The organism is Arthrobacter sp. FW306-06-A, from assembly GCF_021870055.1.
Classification (GTDB): Bacteria; Actinomycetota; Actinomycetes; order Actinomycetales; family Micrococcaceae; genus Arthrobacter.
In genome coordinates, this window is the sequence record NZ_CP084552.1 from 4,437,280 (window position 1) to 4,458,024 (window position 20,745).

Annotated in this window: 23 protein-coding genes; 13 read left to right on the forward strand and 10 right to left on the reverse strand. The window is 65.2% G+C overall.

Features of this window, described 5'->3' with window-relative positions:
* Positions 1-36 precede the first annotated feature (36 nt).
* Both LFT49_RS20730 and LFT49_RS20735 read left to right on the forward strand, forming a co-directional pair.
* Entirely contained in the window at positions 37-1,287 is a 1,251-nt protein-coding gene (locus LFT49_RS20730; RefSeq protein WP_236800315.1) for a pyridoxal phosphate-dependent aminotransferase, read from the forward strand.
* 105 nt (positions 1,288-1,392) lie between these two features.
* Positions 1,393-1,629 (forward strand): hypothetical protein, encoded by a 237-nt coding sequence (locus LFT49_RS20735; protein ID WP_236800316.1) that lies wholly within the window; start codon positions 1,393-1,395, stop codon positions 1,627-1,629.
* 29 nt (positions 1,630-1,658) lie between these two features.
* On the opposite strand, the gene LFT49_RS20740 is transcribed toward LFT49_RS20735, so the two are convergent.
* Together LFT49_RS20740 and ligM (LFT49_RS20745) are read right to left on the reverse strand one after the other, a co-directional pair.
* Positions 1,659-2,483: an NAD(P)-binding domain-containing protein gene (locus tag LFT49_RS20740; protein WP_237429276.1), complete on the reverse strand. Its 825-nt coding sequence runs from the start codon at positions 2,481-2,483 to the stop codon at positions 1,659-1,661.
* The gene (ligM, locus tag LFT49_RS20745; protein ID WP_237429277.1) at positions 2,473-3,885 is read right to left on the reverse strand and encodes a vanillate/3-O-methylgallate O-demethylase; all 1,413 of its coding nucleotides are present in this window, start codon (positions 3,883-3,885) and stop codon (positions 2,473-2,475) included. Before ligM (LFT49_RS20745) ends, LFT49_RS20740 begins: the two co-directional genes overlap by 11 nt.
* A gap of 255 nt (positions 3,886-4,140) precedes the next feature.
* On the opposite strand from ligM (LFT49_RS20745), the gene LFT49_RS20750 reads away from it, so the two are divergent.
* The 6 genes from LFT49_RS20750 (at position 4,141) to LFT49_RS20775 (ending at position 10,679) form a co-directional block, all read left to right on the forward strand.
* Positions 4,141-5,106 carry a VOC family protein gene (locus tag LFT49_RS20750; RefSeq protein ID WP_237429278.1) on the forward strand — a complete coding sequence of 322 codons (966 nt, stop codon included), beginning with the start codon at positions 4,141-4,143 and terminating at the stop codon, positions 5,104-5,106.
* A gap of 46 nt (positions 5,107-5,152) precedes the next feature.
* Entirely contained in the window at positions 5,153-6,643 is a 1,491-nt protein-coding gene (locus tag LFT49_RS20755; protein WP_237429279.1) for an aldehyde dehydrogenase family protein, read from the forward strand.
* A 114-nt stretch (positions 6,644-6,757) separates the two neighbouring features.
* Positions 6,758-7,654: a methylenetetrahydrofolate reductase gene (locus LFT49_RS20760; protein ID WP_237429280.1), complete on the forward strand. Its 897-nt coding sequence runs from the start codon at positions 6,758-6,760 to the stop codon at positions 7,652-7,654.
* Positions 7,655-7,666: 12 nt separating this feature from the next.
* A complete protein-coding gene (gene purU / locus LFT49_RS20765) occupies positions 7,667-8,539 on the forward strand; it encodes a formyltetrahydrofolate deformylase (RefSeq protein ID WP_236800322.1) in 873 nt (290 codons plus the stop codon).
* 37 nt (positions 8,540-8,576) lie between these two features.
* Complete coding sequence (ligM, locus tag LFT49_RS20770; protein ID WP_237429281.1) at positions 8,577-9,989, forward strand: vanillate/3-O-methylgallate O-demethylase; 1,413 nt, start codon at positions 8,577-8,579, stop codon at positions 9,987-9,989.
* A gap of 69 nt (positions 9,990-10,058) precedes the next feature.
* Entirely contained in the window at positions 10,059-10,679 is a 621-nt protein-coding gene (locus tag LFT49_RS20775) for a helix-turn-helix transcriptional regulator (RefSeq protein WP_237429282.1), read from the forward strand.
* On the opposite strand, the gene LFT49_RS20780 is transcribed toward LFT49_RS20775, so the two are convergent.
* The 8 genes from LFT49_RS20780 to LFT49_RS20815 form a co-directional block, all read right to left on the reverse strand.
* Positions 10,680-11,936 (reverse strand): ABC transporter substrate-binding protein, encoded by a 1,257-nt coding sequence (locus tag LFT49_RS20780; protein WP_237429283.1) that lies wholly within the window; start codon positions 11,934-11,936, stop codon positions 10,680-10,682.
* A complete protein-coding gene (locus LFT49_RS20785; RefSeq protein ID WP_237429284.1) occupies positions 11,933-13,021 on the reverse strand; it encodes a branched-chain amino acid ABC transporter permease in 1,089 nt (362 codons plus the stop codon). The genes LFT49_RS20780 and LFT49_RS20785 overlap by 4 nt, the downstream gene beginning before the upstream one ends.
* A complete protein-coding gene (locus tag LFT49_RS20790; RefSeq protein WP_236820865.1) occupies positions 13,021-13,902 on the reverse strand; it encodes a branched-chain amino acid ABC transporter permease in 882 nt (293 codons plus the stop codon). The genes LFT49_RS20785 and LFT49_RS20790 overlap by 1 nt, the downstream gene beginning before the upstream one ends.
* A 6-nt stretch (positions 13,903-13,908) precedes the next feature.
* A complete protein-coding gene (locus tag LFT49_RS20795) occupies positions 13,909-14,619 on the reverse strand; it encodes an ABC transporter ATP-binding protein (RefSeq protein ID WP_237429285.1) in 711 nt (236 codons plus the stop codon).
* Positions 14,606-15,388, reverse strand: coding sequence for an ABC transporter ATP-binding protein (locus tag LFT49_RS20800; RefSeq protein WP_237429286.1), 783 nt, complete (start codon positions 15,386-15,388; stop codon positions 14,606-14,608). The genes LFT49_RS20795 and LFT49_RS20800 overlap by 14 nt, the downstream gene beginning before the upstream one ends.
* A 155-nt stretch (positions 15,389-15,543) precedes the next feature.
* Complete coding sequence (locus LFT49_RS20805; protein ID WP_373462134.1) at positions 15,544-15,864, reverse strand: MoaD/ThiS family protein; 321 nt, start codon at positions 15,862-15,864, stop codon at positions 15,544-15,546.
* On the reverse strand, positions 15,824-16,933 hold the full coding sequence (locus LFT49_RS20810; RefSeq protein WP_236820867.1) for a WD40/YVTN/BNR-like repeat-containing protein: 1,110 nt from the start codon (positions 16,931-16,933) through the stop codon (positions 15,824-15,826). Before LFT49_RS20810 ends, LFT49_RS20805 begins: the two co-directional genes overlap by 41 nt.
* A 68-nt stretch (positions 16,934-17,001) precedes the next feature.
* Positions 17,002-17,202 (reverse strand): hypothetical protein, encoded by a 201-nt coding sequence (locus tag LFT49_RS20815; protein WP_236800332.1) that lies wholly within the window; start codon positions 17,200-17,202, stop codon positions 17,002-17,004.
* A gap of 276 nt (positions 17,203-17,478) precedes the next feature.
* Between LFT49_RS20815 and LFT49_RS20820 the strand changes: the two genes are divergently transcribed.
* The 5 genes from LFT49_RS20820 (at position 17,479) to LFT49_RS20840 (ending at position 20,731) form a co-directional block, all read left to right on the forward strand.
* Entirely contained in the window at positions 17,479-18,252 is a 774-nt protein-coding gene (locus LFT49_RS20820; RefSeq protein ID WP_237429287.1) for a hypothetical protein, read from the forward strand.
* A 111-nt stretch (positions 18,253-18,363) separates the two neighbouring features.
* Complete coding sequence (locus tag LFT49_RS20825; protein ID WP_237429288.1) at positions 18,364-19,146, forward strand: class F sortase; 783 nt, start codon at positions 18,364-18,366, stop codon at positions 19,144-19,146.
* Between the two features lie 98 nt (positions 19,147-19,244).
* Positions 19,245-19,757 carry a universal stress protein gene (locus tag LFT49_RS20830; RefSeq protein ID WP_237429289.1) on the forward strand — a complete coding sequence of 171 codons (513 nt, stop codon included), beginning with the start codon at positions 19,245-19,247 and terminating at the stop codon, positions 19,755-19,757.
* A 316-nt stretch (positions 19,758-20,073) separates the two neighbouring features.
* A complete protein-coding gene (locus tag LFT49_RS20835; RefSeq protein ID WP_237429290.1) occupies positions 20,074-20,439 on the forward strand; it encodes a metal-sensitive transcriptional regulator in 366 nt (121 codons plus the stop codon).
* A gap of 52 nt (positions 20,440-20,491) precedes the next feature.
* A complete protein-coding gene (locus tag LFT49_RS20840; protein WP_236800337.1) occupies positions 20,492-20,731 on the forward strand; it encodes a heavy-metal-associated domain-containing protein in 240 nt (79 codons plus the stop codon).
* The last annotated feature ends 14 nt before the right edge of the window (positions 20,732-20,745 follow it).

The window sequence follows — 20,745 nt, forward strand, 5'->3', positions numbered from 1 at the left end:
GGCCGTCCGCCGTCGTGGTTTGTGAAAAAATCAACCATGCACGCCATGCAGCACTCCAGCAAACTCCAGAACGTCCGGTACGAACTCCGGGGACCCATCCTCCAGGCAGCCAAGAACATGGAGGCTGAAGGGCACCGGATCCTGAAGATGAACCTCGGGGACACCGCGCCGTTCGGACTGGAAGCGCCCGAGTCCGTGGTGGTGGACATGATCCACCACCTGCGCGGCGCCCAGGGCTACAGCGACTCAAAGGGCATCTTCACCGCGCGGACGGCCATCTCGCAGTACTACCAGACCCGCGGCCTGATGAATATCGGCGTCGAGGACATCGTGATCGGCAACGGCGTCAGCGAACTGATCTCCATGTGCCTGCAGGCATTCATGGAAAACGGCGACCAGATCCTGGTCCCCGCACCGGACTACCCCCTCTGGACCGCTGCCGTGACCCTTACCGGCGGCAAGCCCGTGCACTACCTCTGCGACGAGGCGGAGAACTGGTGGCCGGACATGGCGGACGTGGAAGCAAAAATCACCAGCCGCACCAAGGGCATCGTCATCATCAACCCGAACAACCCCACCGGGGCCGTCTATCCGCGGCACATCCTGGAGCAGTTCGCGGCCCTGGCGCGGAAGCACAACCTGGTCCTGTTCTCCGACGAGATCTACGAGAAGGTGCTCTACGAAGACGCCAAGCACATCCACACCGCCGCCGTGGCCGAAGACGTCTGCTGCCTGACCTTCAGCGGCCTGTCCAAGGCTTACCGGATGCCCGGCTACCGGGCGGGATGGGTGGCCATCACCGGGCCCCTGGCCGCCACCGCCGCCTACCGCGAGGGCCTGGAACTGCTGGCCTCGCTGCGGCTGTGCGCAAACGTCCCGGCGCAGCACGCCATCCAGACCTGCCTGGGCGGATACCAAAGCATCGAGGCCCTGGTGCAGCCGGGCGGCCGCCTGCGCGAGCAGCGGGACCTGGCCCACAAGCTCCTCACTGCCATTCCAGGCGTAACGTGCGTGCCGGCGTCGGGCGCCATGTACCTGTTCCCCCGCCTGGACCCGGAGCTTTACCCGATCGACAGCGACGAACAGTTTGTCCTGGATCTTCTGAAGGACCAGAAAATCCTGGTCTCGCACGGCTCGGCCTTCAATTGGCCCACACCGGACCACTTCCGCTTCGTCATCCTTCCCTCGGTGCGCGAGATCGAGGAAGCGGTCCGCCGGATCTCCACGTTCCTTGCCGCCTACCGCAACCGTGAGGCGGCCTTCGAAGTTGAAACAGTGACGGAGTGAAGAACTAACCGGCCCCTAACAGCGGGGAAACCGGTACGCAACATTGCGCGGCCACACTGGTGAGTGCAGGCAAGAGCCGGCACCAGCTCCAGCCAGGAGGCCCCGATGTTGAAGAAAGCGACCCCGCATGTAACCAGAATCCGCGCCCTGGACCAGCTCCACCGCGGTGACGAAATTGAAGCCCGCCTCTCAGTGGGGCCGTCCTACGACGACGTTGTGATCCGCCGCGGCAGCGTCCAGGAAACCGCCCCCGGCATCGGCGTCGTCTGGATCCTGGACCGGCTCACCGGCCTCCGCAAGGCGATCAATACGGACGAGTGCAGCGTCTGGCGGGTGGCGTAGGACTTCCGGGCAGCGGGAGGCGGACGTAGTCAGGAAGGACTGTCCGCAACCCGCCCCTGGTCCATATGCGCCAGAGACTGCAGCCACGCGATGGCGGCATCGGTCACCGGATGCGGGGTTCCCAACGACTCGAGGAATGCCCGGGCATCCAACATCTCCGCTTCCCGTCGCACAGCGTGCAGGCCCGTACCTTCAAGCATCCGGGCCACAAGCGCCGGGCCGGAGGGACCCAGCTCTCCCGCGATCTGGCCGATCATCCATTCTTTCGCGCCTGCCGCTTCGGCGGCAGTGACCGACTCCAGGATGACCGCCGCCAGCCCTTTCATGAACACGCTGCGGAGCAGCTTGAGGCCCGCTGCCGCCCCCGCTTCAATTCCTGCGGTGGTGGCCGGGATGCCCCAACCGCCGAAGAGGGATGCCAGGGCATCCGCCCCCGTGCCGCTTATCAGCAGGGGCGAATCGATCCGGCTGCGGGGTACAGGCGCCAGAACGGCCACGTCCGCGAAAAGGACGTTCCTGCGGGCTGCCTGTTCAGCGAGCCGCCGCTTTTGGTCCGGTCCGGAGGTGTTCAGATCCGCGAAGAGAGCCCCCGGTTCCATGGCGGGCAGCGCCTCCCGGAGGACATGTTCCGCAGCACGTCCTCCCACCAGGCTGAGCACCAGGCCTGCACCGGCCACCGCTTCGCTGATGGAGCCGGCGGGCACGACGCCCAGCGGGACAGCCTCGACGGCGGGGTCTGTCGCGGTGACCTTCAGCCCGCGGGCAGCAAGGTCCTGCGCATAGATGCTTCCGGCTTCCCCGAGGCCCAGGACGGCGATCCAGATACCGTCCGTCCCCCTCCTGCTACCGCGCACCGGCGGCCGCGGTTCGCCAGCCCCCGTGGTATTCGGTCCTGGCAGTGACGGCATAAGGGGCGGCACTGACCACGGCACGGACGCTGATCTGTTCGTGCGGCTCCACCGTTGTCTTGCGGGACCCGCCGTCGGGCTCCCCCCAGATAACCCTGACTTCCGTTCCCAGCTCTACGTTTGGATCAACCGTTGCCAGCGAAAGGCCGCGGCGTTCGTTGGCCGTGACCCCGGTGAAGAGCGAGAGGCCCACGCCCGTACCGTCGGCGTCCACCACGGAATCGTAGTTGGACGAGCCATAGTTGGCGTTGGGGATGTCGAAGAATTGGTAGCCCGGGGTGTCACGGTCCAGGAACGATGCCCAGATCCGGGCGAGGTCCTCGTCGTTCCAGGCAAGGGTCACCTTTTTCCGTTGCCTGGCTGGATCGATCTGCTGGAGGGCGTCGCGGCCAATGAAGTCGTGGTCGAATTTCACGAAAGATCCGTAGCCGAGCTCCCAGGGCGTGAGGTAATAGTCTTCGATGTCGTTGGAGACGAACGAGCCGGCGAGCGCATTGACCGCTTCGTAGCTTGTTGCCGGCAGCCACTCACGGTAGGCCCGTTCGGCGTCACTGCTGTAGATCGCCGGCAGCGGCGACGGGATCCAGCCCGATTCCAGCGTGTTCGAGGAGTAGGCGCGGGACCCGCACGGTTCGATTCCGAATTCAGCCCCCGCCTCGAGTACGGCATCCCGGATTTTGCCGTGCTGTTCGTAGGGTCCCCAGATTTCCAGCCCCGGGGCCCCGGCCATGCCATGGCGCAAGGTGCGCACCTGCTCCCCGGCGATGTTCAAGTGGCCCATGTGGAAGAACTTCACTTGCTCAAGGGTTCCGCCGTTGAGCTTTTCGATGATCTGCCAGGCGTTGGGACCCTGGATCTGGAAGCGGAAGTACTTCCGGGTTACCGCCTGGCCGTAGGGGCGCGACGGCGACCGGTCATCGTAGGTGCATTCCACGCGGTACCCGCCGGTTTCGGCGTGGAACTGGAGCCAGTTCGCCGCCGGTGCCCGGCCCACGTAGACGAACTCCTGGTCGGCCAGGTGGAACAGGATGCCGTCACCGATCACACCGCCGTTGGACGCCGTCGGTACAAACTGCTTGGCGGTGTTCACCGGGAAATTGGCGAAGCTGTTGATGCCAGTGTCAGAAAGAAGCTTCAGGGCGTCGGGGCCGTTCATGAAGAAGTTGACCATGTGGTGGGACTGATCGTAGAGGACTGCCGTCTCCCGCCAGGCACGCTGCTCGCGGCGCCAGTTGGTGAACTCTGCGGGTACTACCGGATAGATATAGGTACCGAGCTGGGAATTGCGCAGGAGATCAACGGTGTTGCCTGCTGCATCAAGCACTTCCTGGAGGGACTTCGGGGCCATGGCTTTCTCCTTCGGTTCAGTGGGCACTGCCGAAACGCACCCCTGAAAGGGCTGGCGCGCGATTGCTAACAAAATTGTATGGGATGTCTTGACCAAAGTTCCAGAGCGTGATTCTCTGGCAATGTCCGCCGGAAAGGACTGACCGTGGGCCGTAAGGCACCATGGTGACCCACTCCATGGCACTTCGGACGGCACGCAAGATCTTCCCGCGCCCCGCCTCTAACGCCGGAACAACCCCCTTAGAGAGGAAGCTCCATGACCGGGTATACCTCGTTCGACGTCGCCCATCTGGGGAACGTCGAACTGCTGACCCCCGCCTTCGATGAAAGCCTCTGGTTCTTCCGGGACCTGCTCGCCATGCGCGTCGTTGCGGAAACCAGCAGCGACGGCAGGAAGTCCGCCTATCTGAGGACGTGGGACGAATACCAGCTCTACACCCTGAAGCTCACCGCCACGGAGGATGCCGGCGTCGGCCGCACCAGCTTCCGGACCACCAGCCAGGAGGCGCTGCAGCGCAGGGTCGCCGCGATTGAAGCCACCGGCCTGGGCATCGGCTGGGAGGAAGGCGAGGTGGGGACCGGGCCCACGTACTCCTTCCGTGACCCGGACGGGCACCTTATGGGCGTCTACTACGAAACCGAACGGTATGTGGCAACGGACGACAAACCCGCGCTGAAGAACCAAGCCTCGGCTTTCCCCGGCAGGGGCGTCAACGCGCGGCGGCTGGACCACATCAATTTCCTCGCGAAGGACGTGGTGGCCAACGGGGAGTTCGTGGCCCATGCGCTGTGCGGGCGGGAGAGTGAGCGCATCCGGCTCGACGACGGGGGCTACGCGGCCTGGTGGTTCCACTTCAACAACAAGTCCTACGACATCGTGTACTCCGACGACTGGCTGAAACACGGCAACAGGCTCCACCATGTGGCGTTCGCCCCCGATACCCGCGAGGACATTTTGAAGGCCGCGGACATCTTCCTTGAAAACGGCATCCACATCGAATCCGGGCCGCACAAGCACGCCATCAACCAGACATTCTTCCTCTACGTCTGGGAACCCGGCGGCAACCGCATCGAACTGGCCAACGCCGGGGCCCGCCTGCTGCTGGACCCGGACTCACCGGTAGTGGAGTGGAGCCAGGAGGAGCGCAAAAAGGGCCAGGCCTGGGGCATGAAGACCATCGAGACGTTCCATACGCACGGAACGCCAAACATCCGCCAGTGACAAAATTAAAAGATCCCGGCAGTACCGCACAGAGAGGTGCAACATCATGACCAACACAGTGGACACGTCCGCCCCGGTGACCACGGGGCTGTACATCGGTGGCGCCGAACGCCAGGCCGCGGCCACCATGGACATTGCCGATCCGGGCAAGCCCGGCACCATCGTGGGCCACGCGGCGGCAGCGGGCCCGGCCGACGTCCAGGACGCCATCGCTGCGGCAAAGGCCGCCTACCCCGGGTGGGCTGCCCTGAGCGCACGGGAGCGCGCCGACCAGATGCGGCAGGCATTGGAGGGCATTGCCGACTTCCGTGATGAGGATGCCGCCATCCTGTCCCAGGAAAATGGCAAGATCCGAATGGAAGCCTGGGTGGACTCCCTGGTGTTCGAAATCAGGTGGAACCTCGCCCTGGAACTGGCTCCCGACGTCGACACTGCCAAGGTGCTGCCGCCCGCGCCAGGAATTCCCGTCTCCACCTCGGTCACGTTCCAGCCGCTGGGCGTGGTGACGGTCATCGTGCCGTTCAACTGGCCCATTGCCATCCTCGCGGCATCACTGCCGCACGCGCTGCTCGCCGGGAACACAGCCATCGTGAAGCCGCCACCCACGGCCCCGCTGGCCACCACCCGCGTGGTCCAGCGGATTGCCGAAAAACTGCCGCCCGGGGTACTCAACGTGGTTACCGGCAAGGACGCAGACATGGCCGCGCTCATCACCAGCCCGGACATCGCCAAGGTCTGCTTCACGGGAAGTGTGGGCGGCGGCAAGCGCATCATGGAAATGGCCGCGAAGTCACTCACCCGGGTGACGCTGGAGCTTGGCGGAAACGACGCCGCCGTCATCCTCGCGGACGCGATCCTCGATGACACCCACCTGGACCGGCTTTACGCCGCCATTTTCGATACCACTGGCCAGATCTGCATGAACGCGAAGAGGATCTACGTCCACCGTTCGCGCCTGGACGAGGTGGTGGCGGGTCTCACGCAGCGGCTTGAAAAAGCAGTCATCGGCTACGGGCTGGACGAGGGGACCACCATGGGTCCGCTGCACTCCCCCGTGCAGAAGGCATTCGTGGCCGAGCTCATCGAGGAAGCCAAGGAAGCAGGTGCCGTCGTCAGGGAGTTCGGCACCCTTCCCTCTGACCCTGAATTGCGGGGCGGGAACTTCCTGCGTCCGGCGCTGGTGATCGATCCGGACCCCTCACTGCGGGTTGTCACCCAGGAACAGTTCGGACCCGTCATCCCCCTGATCCCGTTCGATACGGAGGAGGAGGCAGTGCAGGCGGCGAACGCGACCTGGGCGGGACTGTGCGGCTCGGTGTGGACCGCCGATCCGGCAGCGGCCGACCGCGTGGGCGGGCGCCTGGTCTGCGGCTACGTCTGGGTTAACGACCACGGTGCAACGCGGCTGGACCTGCGGGCGCCCTTTGGCGGAATGAAGCAGTCCGGCATGGGCAGGGAACAGGGCATCGAAGGGGTCCGGGCCTTCCAGGACACCCGCGCCATCGCCCATCTGGAGCCGGAGGCAGCAGAAGGCTAGGAGCGGGCGGGCAGCAGGAGGGTCAAAATTGGGTAGATAACTATCGACATTACCTATGGACATAGGTAATGTCGGAGGCGGGTGCACCGTTGCACCCGCCGAAAGGATGAGCTGATGGCGACCCGAATCATGCCCGCCCCCAACCGCGCAGCATCACTGGAACTCATCAAGAACTTCTCGGTGGAAATGACCGGCAAGGACATTCCCGCCCTCATCGAGGCAAAGGACAAGATTCCGCCGGGCACCCGTATCAACGTCACCTTCCTTGGCAACGAGGACCTGGAGATGCGGGTAGCAGCGGCCAAGGCTGTCCGCGACCTCGGGTTCGTCCCCGTGCCGCACATTTCAGCGCGCCGGTTGGCATCAAGGGGCGACCTTGAAAAGTTCCTCCAGCGCCTCCAGGAGGTGGGCGCCGCCGAGCACGTGTTCGTGGTGGGCGGCGACCCCGCAGAACCCGAGGGCCCGTACGGGGACTCACTCGCGCTGATCAACACCGGGCTCTTGCCGCAGTTCGGCGTCCGGGAGGTGGGAATTGGCGGTTACCCGGAAGGCCACCCCGATATCCCCAAGGACACTCTTTGGCGGGCGCTGGAAGACAAAACCGCAGCCCTCGCCGCACAGGACCTCGGCGCCTTCATCATTACGCAGTTTGCCTTCGACACCGGCCCAGTCGCCGGCTGGATCGAGGAGGTCAGGGCCAGGGGCATCAAGGCACCTATCCGGGTCGGAACGCCTGGACCGGCAGGGGTAAAGCGTCTCCTCGGGTTTGCCCGCCGGTTCGGAGTGGGAGCAAACGCGATGATCGTCAAGAAATACGGTTTCTCATTGACCAACCTGATGGGAGACGCAGGACCTGACCGGTTCGTCAACGACCTGGCCGCCGTGCTTGCCCAGCATGCACCCGGGCAGGACCAACACCTCCCCCCGCAGGTTGGCCTGCACTTCTATACGTTCGGGGGCCTGCTGGCGACGGCGGACTGGGCCCGTCACTTCACGGCCGAAGAGCGCTAGGGACGGCAATCAATGGTCCTGCACACAGAGTCCCGCAAGGACCAGTCCTGCCTGATTGTCCACGGGCCGGACCGGCCGGGCATCGTGGCTGCCGTGGCCGCGCTGGTGACCCGGAACAAGGGGAACATCGTCTCCTTGGACCAGTACTCAAGCGATCCTTCGTCCGGTGACTTTTTCCAGCGGGTTGTATTCAACCGTCCGGACCTGACGGCGGCGCTGCCCGAAATCGAGGCCGACGTAGCCAAGACCCTCGCCCCGCTGGGCCTGTCCTGGACGCTGACGGACCGCTCCATACCCAAGCGCATGGCCATACTGGTATCCACCTCCGACCACTGCCTGCTGGAACTGCTCTGGCGGCACCGGAGGGGCGAACTACCCGTGACCATACCCATGGTGATCTCCAACCACACGAATACCGCGGAGGACGTGCGCTCCTTTGGCGTCCCGTTCTTCCACGTCCCTTCAGCAGGGCCGGACAAGTCGGTGGCCGAGGCACAGATCCTGCAGCTGCTGGACGGCAACGTGGACTTCGTGGTGCTGGCCCGCTACATGCAGATCCTGTCACCCGATTTCCTGGACGCGGCAGCCGTTCCGCTGATCAACATCCATCACTCATTCCTGCCCGCATTCGTGGGCGCAGCGCCCTACCGCAAGGCCAAGGAGCGGGGGGTGAAGCTGATCGGCGCCACGTCGCACTACGTGACCAAGGACCTGGATGAGGGGCCCATCATCGAGCAGGACGTGGCCCGCGTGACGCACGCACACTCGGCCCTGGACCTTCAGGCCAGAGGAGCTTACGTAGAGCGGGCAGTGCTCTCACGCGCTGTCCAGTGGCATGCCGAGGACCGCGTCATCCGGCACGGCAACCAAACCATCGTCTTCTGATACCCACCAACAATCCAAACAGAACAAGAGGTTCATCGTGGCACCGAAAAATCTGCAGGAAGTCCTGGACGCGTCCAAAGGGGCGGTGGACCTCCTCCGCAACTCCCAGATCGGCTCCTACATCTATCCTGTGGTCCCGGCCGATTTCCAGAACTGGATCAAGGAGCAGACCGCGTGGCGGCAGACTGCCGTTCTCTACGACCAGTCCCACCACATGGACAACCTGTTCATGAAAGGCCCGGATGCCATCAAGCTGATCACCGCCACCGCCATCAATTCCACCGCCGTATTCCCCGTGAACAAGGCCAAGCAATATGTGCCCACCACGGAGTCCGGCCACGTCATCGGTGATGGCATCCTGTTCCACGAGGCGGAGGACGAGTACGTGTATGTCGGCCGCTCACCAGCAGCAAACTGGCTGCTCTATCACGGCGAGACAGGCGGCTACCGGGACCTGGACATCACCGTGGACCGGCGGTCCCCGTCACGGCCGTACGGGCATCCCGTGACCCGCCAGTACTACCGGTTCCAAATCCAGGGCCCCAATGCCTGGCAGGTCATCGAAAAGCTCAACGGGGGCGCACTGGAGCAGCTCAAGTTCTTCAACATGTCCACCATGACCATCGCCGGGACCACGGTCCGCACCCTGCGGCACGGCATGGCCGGCGCTCCGGGCCTGGAGGTCTGGGGCCCGTACGCGGACCACGACCGCATCCGGGATGCAATCGTAGAGGCAGGTGCCGAGTTCGGGCTGGTGCCCGTGGGTTCCCGCGCCTACCCGTCCAATACCCTGGAGTCCGGCTGGATCCCGTCGCCGCTGCCGGCCATCTACAGCGGCGAAGCCGAGCGCGGCTACCGCGAATGGCTGCCCGCGGACGGATATGAAGCCACCGGAACCCTGGCGGGCTCGTTCGTGTCCGGGAACATCGAGGACTACTACCTCACTCCGTGGGAGCTGGGCTACGGCTCGTTCGTCAAATTCGATCACGACTTCATCGGCCGTGACGCACTCGAACGGATCGATCCGGCCATGCAGCGCAAGAAGGTCACCCTGGCCTGGGACGCAGAAGATGTCACCTCCATCTTCGCGTCGCTGTTCAACGTGGAGGGGCCCAGCTACAAGTTCTTTGACCTGCCCCTGGCCAACTACGGCTCAGCCAACTATGACTCAGTGGTGGACGCCGACGGAACGGTGGTGGGGTACTCCATGTTCACCGGCTACAGCGCAAACGAACGGCGCGCACTCTCGCTGGCAACCATCGATCCCAACGTTCCCGAAGGCACGGAACTGAAGGTCGTTTGGGGCGAGCCGAACGGCGGTACCGCCAAGGCCGCCGTCGAGCCCCATGTGCAGACTGAAGTGCGCGCCGTAGTGAGCCCCGTCCCCTACTCCACCGTGGCACGCGCCACCTACCACGGCGGGTGGCGGACGAACTACCAGTCGGCCTAGGCTGGGGACCCTGAAGTGCGGGGGCGCAGCCGCCCCCGCACTTTCCTTGAGCCCTTGGAGGAGTACCGCATGAGCCTTCGGTACGCGCTGCTGGCCCTGCTGCGCGTCGGCCCGCTGTCAGGTTACGAGCTGCAGAAACAGTTCTCCATGTCCGTGGGGCACGTCTGGCACGCCCCGGACTCGCAGATCTACCCTGAGCTGCGCAAGATGGAGGCAGAGCACCTCATCGAAGGTGAGGAGCAGCCCAGGGGCCAACGCGCCACCCGGCGGGTTTACCATGTGACGGCAGCCGGGAACCAGGCCTTCCTGGATTGGATGCAGACCCCGCTGGAATACGCGCGGGTCCGCGACCCTGCGCACCTGCGTGCCGCCTACCTTGAGGCGGCATCGCCGGAGACGGCGCGCGCGTTTTTTCGGCGGCATCAGGAACAGTGGGAGGCCGAGCTTGCCCAGTGGGAGGGTGAACTCCAGCGCATCGCCCAGGTGGACAATCCGATGCTGGTGCGCCGCCTGGCCGTAACTGACCCCGCGGACCGGGAACGCACCATCGCCTTCAAGCGGTTCACATACGAAGGCCTGGTGGACCGAGCCCACGCTGAGATAGCGTGGGCGCGGCGGGGGCTCGAGCTCATCGACACCCTGGAATCCCCGGGACGCGCCACGCCGGTGCCCAGCGCGTCCCCGGCCTAGTCAGCCAACGTTTTCAACAGTCGCATACCCCTTGCCGTTGTACTTCTGCACCACCACGGAGGACACCGCCGGCTGGCCATCGACTGTGGTGTCCACCGACGTCCCTTCGAGCATCAGCGGCGCCTTCAGGTCCTTGATGTCCCGCAGCGCCGTCATGAAGCTGTCCCGCGTGGGCTCCTTCATGTTCTGGAACGCCTTCTCAAGGGTGGCCCCCACCATGTAGCTCCACATGCAGTGCGGGAACGCCGGCATGTCCGGGTAGTTCCCGTACTTCTTCAGTTCGTCAAGGAATTTCACGACGTCGGAGTCCTTGGCGAATGCCGGACTCTGCGGGGCCTTGGCAAATGACACGGAGTAGATGCCAGGGTAGGCGGAGCCGCCGCCGGGTTCCAGGATGGCGGTTGGGCTTGAGGTGTTGGAGGGCAGGAACCAGCTGGGCTTCCAGCCGATCTGCTGCGCCTTCTGGAGGGCCGCGATGGTGAGCGGCGTGATGGACATGGCGTTGAAGAAGACGTCCGCCCCGGAGGAAGCGAGCTGGGTGAGCTGCGCATCCACCGAAGTGTCAGTCGCCTCGTACGTCTGCTCGCCCACCACGGAGATGTTGGACGCGCCCTTGATTGCGTCCTTGAAGCCCGCGACGTAGCCCTTGCCGTAGTCATCGTTCTGCGACAGGATGGCAACTTTGTGCTGCGCACCCGACTTCGCCAGGAGCTTCCCGAACGCCGCGCCCTCGTTCTGGTAGATGGGCACGAAGCCCAATTGCCAGGGGCTCTGTTTCCGGTCGCTGAACAGCGGGTCGCCGGTCATCACCAGCACTTGCGGGACCTTCTGGCTGATGGCGGCGTCACGGAACGCCCGGTTGGTGGGCGTTCCCAGGCCGGCGGTGGCAGCAAACACATTGTCAGAGACCATTTGCTGGAAGTTGGCCAGGGACTTTTGGGGATCGTAGGCGTCGTCGTAGGACTTGATGTTCACGGTCCGGGTCTTGCCGTCGCCGAACTTCACCCCGCCCGCGGCATTCACCGCTCCGAAGTAAGCCGAGACCCCGGCGACGGTGCACTTGCCCGGCCCGGCGATTGCGCCGCTGAGCGGGGTGGTGATCCCCAGCGTGATCGCCGAGTCAGTGATCCCCGGAGAGGACGCGGAGCCGCCGCCCTGGCCCCCGCTGTCGCCCCTGCAACCGGACAGGGAGAGCGCGACGGCGGCCGTCAAGGCCACAATGCCAAGTACTCCGCCCGGCTTCTTTCTCATCTTCATGGTCCATCCTGCCTCTCTGTTTGTTCACGTTCCTCCGGCGCAGCATCCGGTACCGGACGATGTGCGGGAGTGGTCTGCTGGGAAGTCTCCGCCGCAGGGCGGGATATGGAACGCCGGGCGGGAGGACGGCGGGTGAGCCTGCGGACCACTCTGGGCAGGCTGACCAGGCCCCCTGGCAACAGGAACAGCACTGCGAGGAGGATCGCGCCCTGGCTGACGGTGGTGAGGTTGGGGTCTATGGCGTTGGTCAACTGCGGAACGAAGACGTAGTAGGCCCCGCCCAGAAGCGAACCTGCAATGCTTCCCGCACCACCGATGACCATGGCGGCCAGGAGGCTGATGGTATGCCCGAAGCTCAGGGTCTCCGGAGACGTGTACTGCACCGCTGCGAGGTACAGGAAACCACTTGCACCGCCGAATACGGACGCAATGGTGAAGGCCAGGACCTTGGTTCGGTAGGGCGAAATGCCCATCGAGGCGGCAACAGCCTCATTTTCACGGACCGCCGCGAAGGCCCGCCCGTACTTGCCGTGGACCAGGCTCCGGGCCAGCAGGAATGCTCCGGCTACCACCACCAGCACAATGTAGAACTGCCATTGGTCGTTTGCCAGCCCCGACCAGTCGGGGGCATCAGTGAACCGCGCGGAGACTCCCTGGGAGCCGCCCGTGAACTCGGCGAGCCGTTTGGCCAGGGGGACGCCGACGATGGGCAGGGCGATGGTGACCATCGCAATGGCCAGGCCGCCAAGGCGCGCAGCAGCGAGCGCCACCAGCAGCCCCACCACGCCGGCTATGGCACAGGCTGCAACGAACACCAGCAGGATGTTCCAGCCATGGTTGACGCCGTACGCGGTGACGTAGGCGCCCAGGCCCACAAAGAAGATCTGTCCAAGGTTGACCTGGCCCGTGTATCCCATGATGATGTTCAGCCCCAGCACCGCCACCGCATAGACCCCAATGCGGACCAGTGTCTGGTTTGCAAACGCCGGCAGGATCAGTGGCGCGGCGACCAGCAGAACCGCCACAACGGCAACAAGGACAAGCCGGACCCGCCGGCGGCGTACGGTGGCAGCAGCTGTACTCATCAGACCCTCACCACGACCTTCCTGCCAAACAGGCCCTGTGGGCGGAGGATGAGGATGACAAAGATCAGCACGAAAGGCACCGCAATCTTGAGGTCGTGGCCAATCAGGGGAACGTAGACGGCCACCAGGTTCTCCAGGACACCGATCGCGGAGGCCGCCACCACGCAGCCGATGGGGCTGTTCAGGCCGCCCAGGATGACGGCGGCGAGCGCATAGACCAGGGCGGTGTCCAGCATGCCCGGGGTCAGCGTCAGCTGCGGTGCCACCAGGACGCCGGCGATGGCTCCGAGGGTGGCCGCGAGCCCCCAACCCACCATGAGCAGCCGGCCCACGGGAAGCCCGGAGAAAGCGGCCGACGACGGGTTGTCGGCGACGGCGCGGAGGGCCAGTCCCAGCTTGGTACGGAGGAAGAGCAGTTGCAGGACCACCATGATGACCACGATGGTCACCGCGGTGGCAAGCGACCTGACGCTTACCACCGCCCCAAGGATCTCCACGCTGGTCAGGGGAAAGAGCGACGGAAACGCGAGATTGTTGTAGCCCCACAGCACCGCCGAGATGCCGGTGACGAGGGTGAGCAGTCCAATCGTGACCACCACCGCGGTGTCCGGGTCGCCGCGTTCAAACCGCCGGACCAGGAAACGCTCCACCAGCGCGCCGAAGACGAAGGAAAGCACCACGGCGATGAGGATGGCGACGATGATGGGCAGGCCGAGTTGGACGAAGACGTAGGCAATGTAGGCGGAGAGCACGGCCATGCCGCCCTGGGCGAAGTTGATCAGGCCCGTGGCCTGGTTGACCAGCACGATCGCCAGGGCCAGGGCGGCGTAGATGGACCCGGTGGCGAGGCCGTCGACCACGAGTTGGATAAAGGTTTCCATGCCGGTTCAACCCCCCAGGTAGGCGCGGCGGATCTCGTCCATGCCCTTGAGCTGCGCCGATGTGCCGGTAAGCACGTTTCGGCCTGTTTCCAACACGGTGGCGGTATCGACGAGTGAGAACGCGAGGTTCGCGTTCTGCTCCACCACCAGCATGGCTATGCCGGATTCGAGCCGCAGCCGGCGGATGGCCTGGTACACAGTCTTGGCCGTGCCGGGCGCAAGCCCCAGCGATGCCTCGTCCAGCAGCAGCAGCTTGGGCTTGGCCATAAAGGCCCTGCCCACGGCCAGCATCTGCTGCTCCCCGCCGGACAGTGCCGCAGCCCGGGAGCCCACCCGGTCCTGCAGTTGCGGGAACAGATCGAGGCAGTACTCAATGTCCGTTTCAATGGCCTTCCGGTCCCTGCGGAGATAGGCGCCCACCAACAGGTTTTCCCGGACGCTCAGCTGCCCCAGGGTGCCACGGCCTTCCGGAACGTGGGCAATTCCCAGGGCCGCCACCTGGTCCGACCGGAGGCCACGGATGTCACGGCCGTCGAACCTGATGCTCCCGCCGGTCCTGACCGTGCCGCTAATGGCCCGCAGGGTTGTGGTCTTGCCGGCACCGTTTGCGCCCAGGATCCCCACCGACCCGCCTTCCGGAACACTCAGCGAGACCCCGTCCAGCACCTGCACAGGCCCGTATGACGCGGTGACGTCCTTGAGCTCAAGCAGCGTCATCCGCGGCGTCCTTTCCGATGTAGGCCTCGACCACGCGGGGATCGGACTGCGCCTCGGCCGCGGTGCCCGACATCAGCTTGCGTCCGTGGTCCAGCACCACAACCTGGTCGGTGAGCGCGGAGATCAGTCCCATGTGGTGCTCCACGATGATGATGGTGATGTCCTGCTCCGAGCGGAGGCGCTTGACCGTCGCGATGAGCTGTTCCACTTCGCCGTGGGAAAGTCCGGCCGCAGGCTCGTCGAGCAGGAGCAACGCGGGCCGTGAAAGAAGCGCCCGCCACAGCTCGATGCCTTTGTGCAGACCGTGCGAGAGTTCATCGGCCGGCAGCTCTGCTGCCCAGCTGAGCCCTCCCCGACTGAGGAGTTCCAGTGCTTCGGTGCGGACTGCCCGCTCCGCCTGGACGGTGCGCGGCAGCCGCAGCGCCCAGGATATGGGACCGCCGGGCAGCCGGGTGTGGGCGCCAAGGAGCACATTCTGCAGGACTGTTGCGTTCAACTGCAGGGCTGGATGCTGGAAGGTGCGGGCCAGGCCCAGGTGGGCCAGCCGGGATGGAGTGCTGCCCGAGACCTCTGTCCCGCCGATGGAAATCGCCCCGGAGCTGGGCTTGTAGTGGCCGCTGATGCAGTTGAACAGGGACGTCTTGCCTGCACCATTGGGGCCCACCAGGCCTAAAATGACGCCGGGCTCGACGTCGAAGCTGACGTCCTGCAGCACTTTGACCCCGCCGAAGTGCAGGTTGACGTCCTTGAGGCTCAGGCTCGCAGCCACCCTGTACCTTCCTGTCGCATCATCGCTAGGAATGGATGCAGCCGATCAGTACTGCACGAAACCGACGCTACGGATGGCGGACGAAATTGTCAACGATTTTGGCTTGAACTCGCTGCGTCCGATGAAGCGCGAATTTCCCGTGTATGGGTGGTACTTCAGCCGCCGGCGACGGACTGGATCACCAGGACTTCCTGGCCAGGCAGCACCTCGGTGTCCAGGCCCTGCAGCCGCCGCACCTCATCGCCGTCGACATATATGTTCACGAACCTTCGCAGTGCGCCCGTCTCGTCACGCAGCCGCCGGCCCAGCACGGCATAGTCAGAGGCAACCGCATCAAGCAGGCTTGCCACCGTCACCGGCCCGTCAGCGGGCGCAACCAGCACGGACTGCCCGCCGGCCAAGGGCTGCAGGACGCTGGGAAGCAGCAGCGCAATCTCAGGCACCGGCCACCACTGCCGCCCGGACGCACAGGACATCAGGCAGGTGGGATGCCACCTCCCTGAACGTCTCCCCTTCATCCGCGCTCGCGTAGACGGTGCCGCCCCGTGTGCCGAAGTACACCCCGGCTGGTTCGGCGGCGTCCACCGACGCCGCGTCCCGGAGCACGCTGTTGTATTCGTGCTCCGGGAGGCCGGCGCTGAGGCGCTTCCAGGTGTTCCCGGCGTCGTCGGTGCGGTGGACGGCGAGCCTGCCGTCCGGAGGGATGCGTTCGCCGTCGGCCTTCAGCGGGACCACCCAGGCGGTGCCATCGCGGCGGGGATGGGTCAGCATGACGAAGCCGAAGTCTGCTGGCAGTCCCCCGGCGATGGAGTTCCAGCTGTCCGCGTTGTCGTCCGTCCGGTAGACGCCGTGGTGGTTCTGCGCGTAGAGGCGGCCTTCGACGGCGGCATCCGCGGCGATCTTGTGCACGCATTGGCCGAACTCCGGATTGGGATCCGGCATGAAGTAGGCCGAGATCCCCTTGTTGCGCGCTTCCCAGGAGGTTCCGCCGTCGTCCGAGCGGTAGACGCCGCCGGTGCTCATGGCGACATGGACGGTCTCACCCGAGGAGTCAACCACGATGGAATGCGCCGCCGCCCCGCCGTAGCCGGCTCCCCATTCACTGCGGTGCGGGTGGTCCCACAGGCCCCGGTTCAACTCGAAGTGCTCCCCGCCGTCCGTGGACTTCCAGAGGGAGATGGGTTCGGCCCCCGCCCAGACCACTCCCGGCCGGGACCCGGCGTCCGGGTAGATCTGCCATACGCGCTCCACCGCCGCGCCGGTATCTTCGGGAAATTTGATGGCGCCCTGCTCCGGCTCGGTCCAGGTTGTACCGAGGTCATCGGAGTGGGCAACCGTGGGGCCCCAGTGCGGGCTGCGGACGCCGACCAGAATCCGGGTGCGGCCTTCCCTGGTATCGATTCCGATGCTGGGAATCTCCGACATCAGGAAATGCGGGCCTGTGAGGGACCACTCCTGCCTGTCCCGGCTGGTGGCAAGCCACAGCCCTTTTTTGGTACCGATTGCCAGGACAAATGATTCTGCCGCCGTTGCCATGCGGACCATGCAACCACCGGATCGGTTGGCGCGCAACGGTTTTCAGCCCCTCGCCTCCCCCTCCCGGGCGGGAGGGGTCAGTCCACGAACTCAGACTGGGTCTCGATGAAGTCCCAGTCGGCGGCGGTCAGCACGGCGGCTGGATTGCCCGGATGGGGACCTCCCGCCTCGGCGATTCCCTGAAGCACGGGAAGCGGCAGCTCCTCCGCACGGAGGTTTTGCCGCAGCCACTCCTTGCTGGCGAGGTCCAGGTCCAGCCACCACATGAAGATTTCCACGATTCCCCCTCCCTAACAGTTAAAACGTTAGGCACGGCCAGAGGGACCGACAAGATGCCGGCACTTAAGCAGGTGGAACGTGGCAGCGTTTTGGGTACCGGCAAGTAACTTGACCTGCCAGGGGCCGGAAAAGACGAGTACCCCCTACTCGCGACTGGCTCCTGCGGCCTCCCTAGCCTGAAATCTCAAAGCAAGCTGACCGTGCCGCTGGGGCATACGGCGCAACCGCTGGCCTGTCCCCGCCATGGTCCGTTTCACAAACAGATGGGGAAAAAGATGAAACGCACCTTAGCCACACTGGGGGTGGTGGGGCTCGGCCTCATCAGCCTCACAGCACCTGCCTTGGCCGCCGGAGACAAAGTCATCGTCTGCCACAGCGACGGCAGCACCTGGGCGCCGTTGGAGTTCAGCATCAATGCGCTGGGCGGCCACGACCAGCATCCGCTGGACATCATCCCGCCGACGTCGAAATCGGAGGGCAAGAACTGGACCGCCGCCGGAAAGGAACTTTACGCCGCCCAGTGCGCGCCGCTGCCGCCCGGCGAGGTGCCCGCTCCTGTGGTGACGCCGCCTGCCGAGCAGCCGCCCGTCGTCGTCGTTACTCCCGTGACGCCGCCGCCCACGGAGGAGCCCACCGTGACGCCGCCGCCCACGGAGGAACCCACGGTGACGCCGCCGCCCACCGAGGTGCCGATCACCGTTGACCAACCTGTGGTGCAGCCACCCGCTGTCGTCGTCCCGCCCGCAGTGGAACAGCCCGCTGCGGAAACCCCTGCGGTGCAATCGCCTGAGGTGAAGTCGCCGGTCGTGGCGGCCCAGGTCCCGGCACAGCCCGCGCCTGCCAAGCAGGCTGCCGCGGCAGCGAAGGCAGCACCTAAGGCCGCGCCCGCACCAGTCAGCGTGGGAACCAACCAGGGCTACAACGCCCAGACCGCAGTGGGAGCTTCCGACGGCGGCCAGGGCTGGCTGGCAGGGGTGGGAGCACTTGCTGCGGCAGGCGCAGCCGTGGCAGCCCGCCGCCGGTCGCGTCCGCTGAACAACGCCGGCTAACCGCAATCCGCCACGAACCCGTGGCCCCCTGACAAGGAAGGCGTCCTGCCAGTGCCCGGCAGGGCGCCTTCCTTCCAATCCAGCCAATGCCACTAACCAACGAGGAGTGCCATGCCACAGGACCGGAGCCGGCACGCAGCGCCCAGGCGGCACACTTGGCAGCGTGCCTGGGGAACATCGAACCGTGGGGACCTGGCCATCCTGTTCTGCGGCATCCTCGCGTTCCTGTCATTCACCCTTGGTGCTCCGCTTTTCCACCCGGCGCCGCCGCTGTCCGTTGGGAATGGTCCTGCGGCTGCCGTGGTCATCGCTGGTGGCGGGGCACCGGGTGGCCCGGCTCCCATCGCCGGGACGGGCGTTCCTGCTGCAATTGCCGCACAGGATCCAGCCTCAGCCTCCCAGACCGCCCGCACGATGCCCACGGAAGTTGCGGCAGCACCTGTCCTTCCCGCAGCTGCCCAGCCCCTCCGCATCAGGTATCCATCCGCAGAGTTCGACGTAGCCGTCCACCCCCTGGACCTGGACGGTGAAGCGCAGTCCAGCCGGACCATCGAACCCCCCGCCACCAAGGACGGATACTGGCTGACGCCGTTCGGCATCCCGGGCAGTGGTTCCAGCAACACCACCTACGTGATCGGCCACAGCTGGGAAGGCGCAGACGCCCCCTTCAACCACCTCAGCTCAGCCGCAGCCGTCGGGGAACGCTTCGATGTCGAAACCACAGCCGGGACCATCAGCTACCAGGTGGAAAGCATCAAGACTTACCTGAAGTCCGGCCTCAAGGACAGCCCCGTGTGGGACATGGTGCCCAACCGGCTGGTCCTCATCAGCTGCTACACCGAGGACCCTTGGGGCAAGAATGTTGTGGTCACGGCGTACCCTGCCGCTTCCTAGCCGCTCCGCGCCCGGCACCGGAGGTTTCCGCGACCTCCAGGCCCTTCCGGGCCGAACGTACCTGTTCACACCCCTTCGCCGGACGGACAATGGGCCCCATGACAGGGGAATACTTCAACGGCACCCCGCTACTGGTGGGAATCATGCCCAAACAGCACCCGGAAGTCCTGCAAACCGCGGCGACCCTGGCTGCCCGACTGGGCACACCCTTGGTCTGCGCCTACGTGGATGAAGCAAGCTACCTGGTGGAATGGGATCCTGCCCGCTCCGCACACCGGCTTTCGCGCGACCCGCACGCCAATGACGACATGCTGGCCCTGACAACAGAACTGAAAGAACATGTCCAGGCCGTCGTGGACAAACTGGCATCAGAGGGTGCCTCCCTGGACTGGTCCTTCCGCACCCTCACCGGGGATCCGGCCCGCGCCTTGGGCCAGGTGGCAGCCGAACTCGACGCCCCCATCATCATCGTGGGCACCTCCGAACGCGGATTTTCGCACCGGCTCTCAGAGGCCCTCAACGGGTCCGTCGGCGCGTGGCTCAGCCACCACCAAAGCCGGCCGGTGCTGGTGGTCCCCTACCGGAAGCCGGCCCACGAAGACCGTCCCTAGGTGCTCATCGGCACGGAAATCTGCGCCGATGCAGGGGAGCTTAAAGTAAAGCGAAAGTAGTTATTCGGGATGCTGGCGCAGCGCCACTACCAGCCAGTAAGCTGATTCAAGCAAGGTCGCTCCACCTCGGTGGAAGCCGGAATTGCCCAAAAGCTGCTCCGGAGTGCGTATCCCCCAATAACGCACTCCGGAGCTTTTTTGTGCCCCCGCAGCGCAGCCCGCAGCCCCCCGTAGGCGCCGGGGAGGCGCCGAGGAGGTGAGAGATACCCCCTGGGGGTACTTGCGGTTATACCCTATGGGGGTATACGTTGATCTCATGAACGCTATCGAAGAAGCCGTCGCCGCCGCGGCAGTTGATCAGGTTCCCGAAGAGGCGCATGTTGCCCCGCAGCACGGGTACACGGGCAACAAAGACGCGTACCTCCGCCGCCTCAAGCGCATCGAGGGCCAGGTCCGGGGCATTGCCCGAATGGTGGATGAAGACAAGTACTGCATCGACATCCTCACCCAGGTTGCCGCCGTCACCAAGGCCCTGCACGCAGTAAGCCTTGGTCTGGTCGAAGAGCACATCGGCCACTGCGTGGTGGGTGCAGCCTCCGAGCCGGACCCGGACGCCCGCGCTGAAGCCATCGACGCCAAGGTCAAGGAAGCCGCCGACGCCATCGGCCGGCTGCTTCGCTGACACCATCCCACAATCCCCCGGCCACCGCCGGAACCTACAGAAGGAGCAAGCCATGAGCACCACCTCCCCCACCACCACAACCATCAGCGTCTCCGGCATGACCTGCGGGCACTGCGTATCGGCTGTCAGCGAAGAACTCGAAGCCATCGAAGGCGTCGAAGAAGTAAAGGTCGACTTGAACGCCGGCGGTATCTCCACCGTGACCATCAGCGCAAACAAGGAACTCTCACCCACTGACATCGGGGAAGCCGTGGCCGAGGCCGGCTATCTGGTGGTCGCCAACGAAGCCTAAGAACCATTCCCACA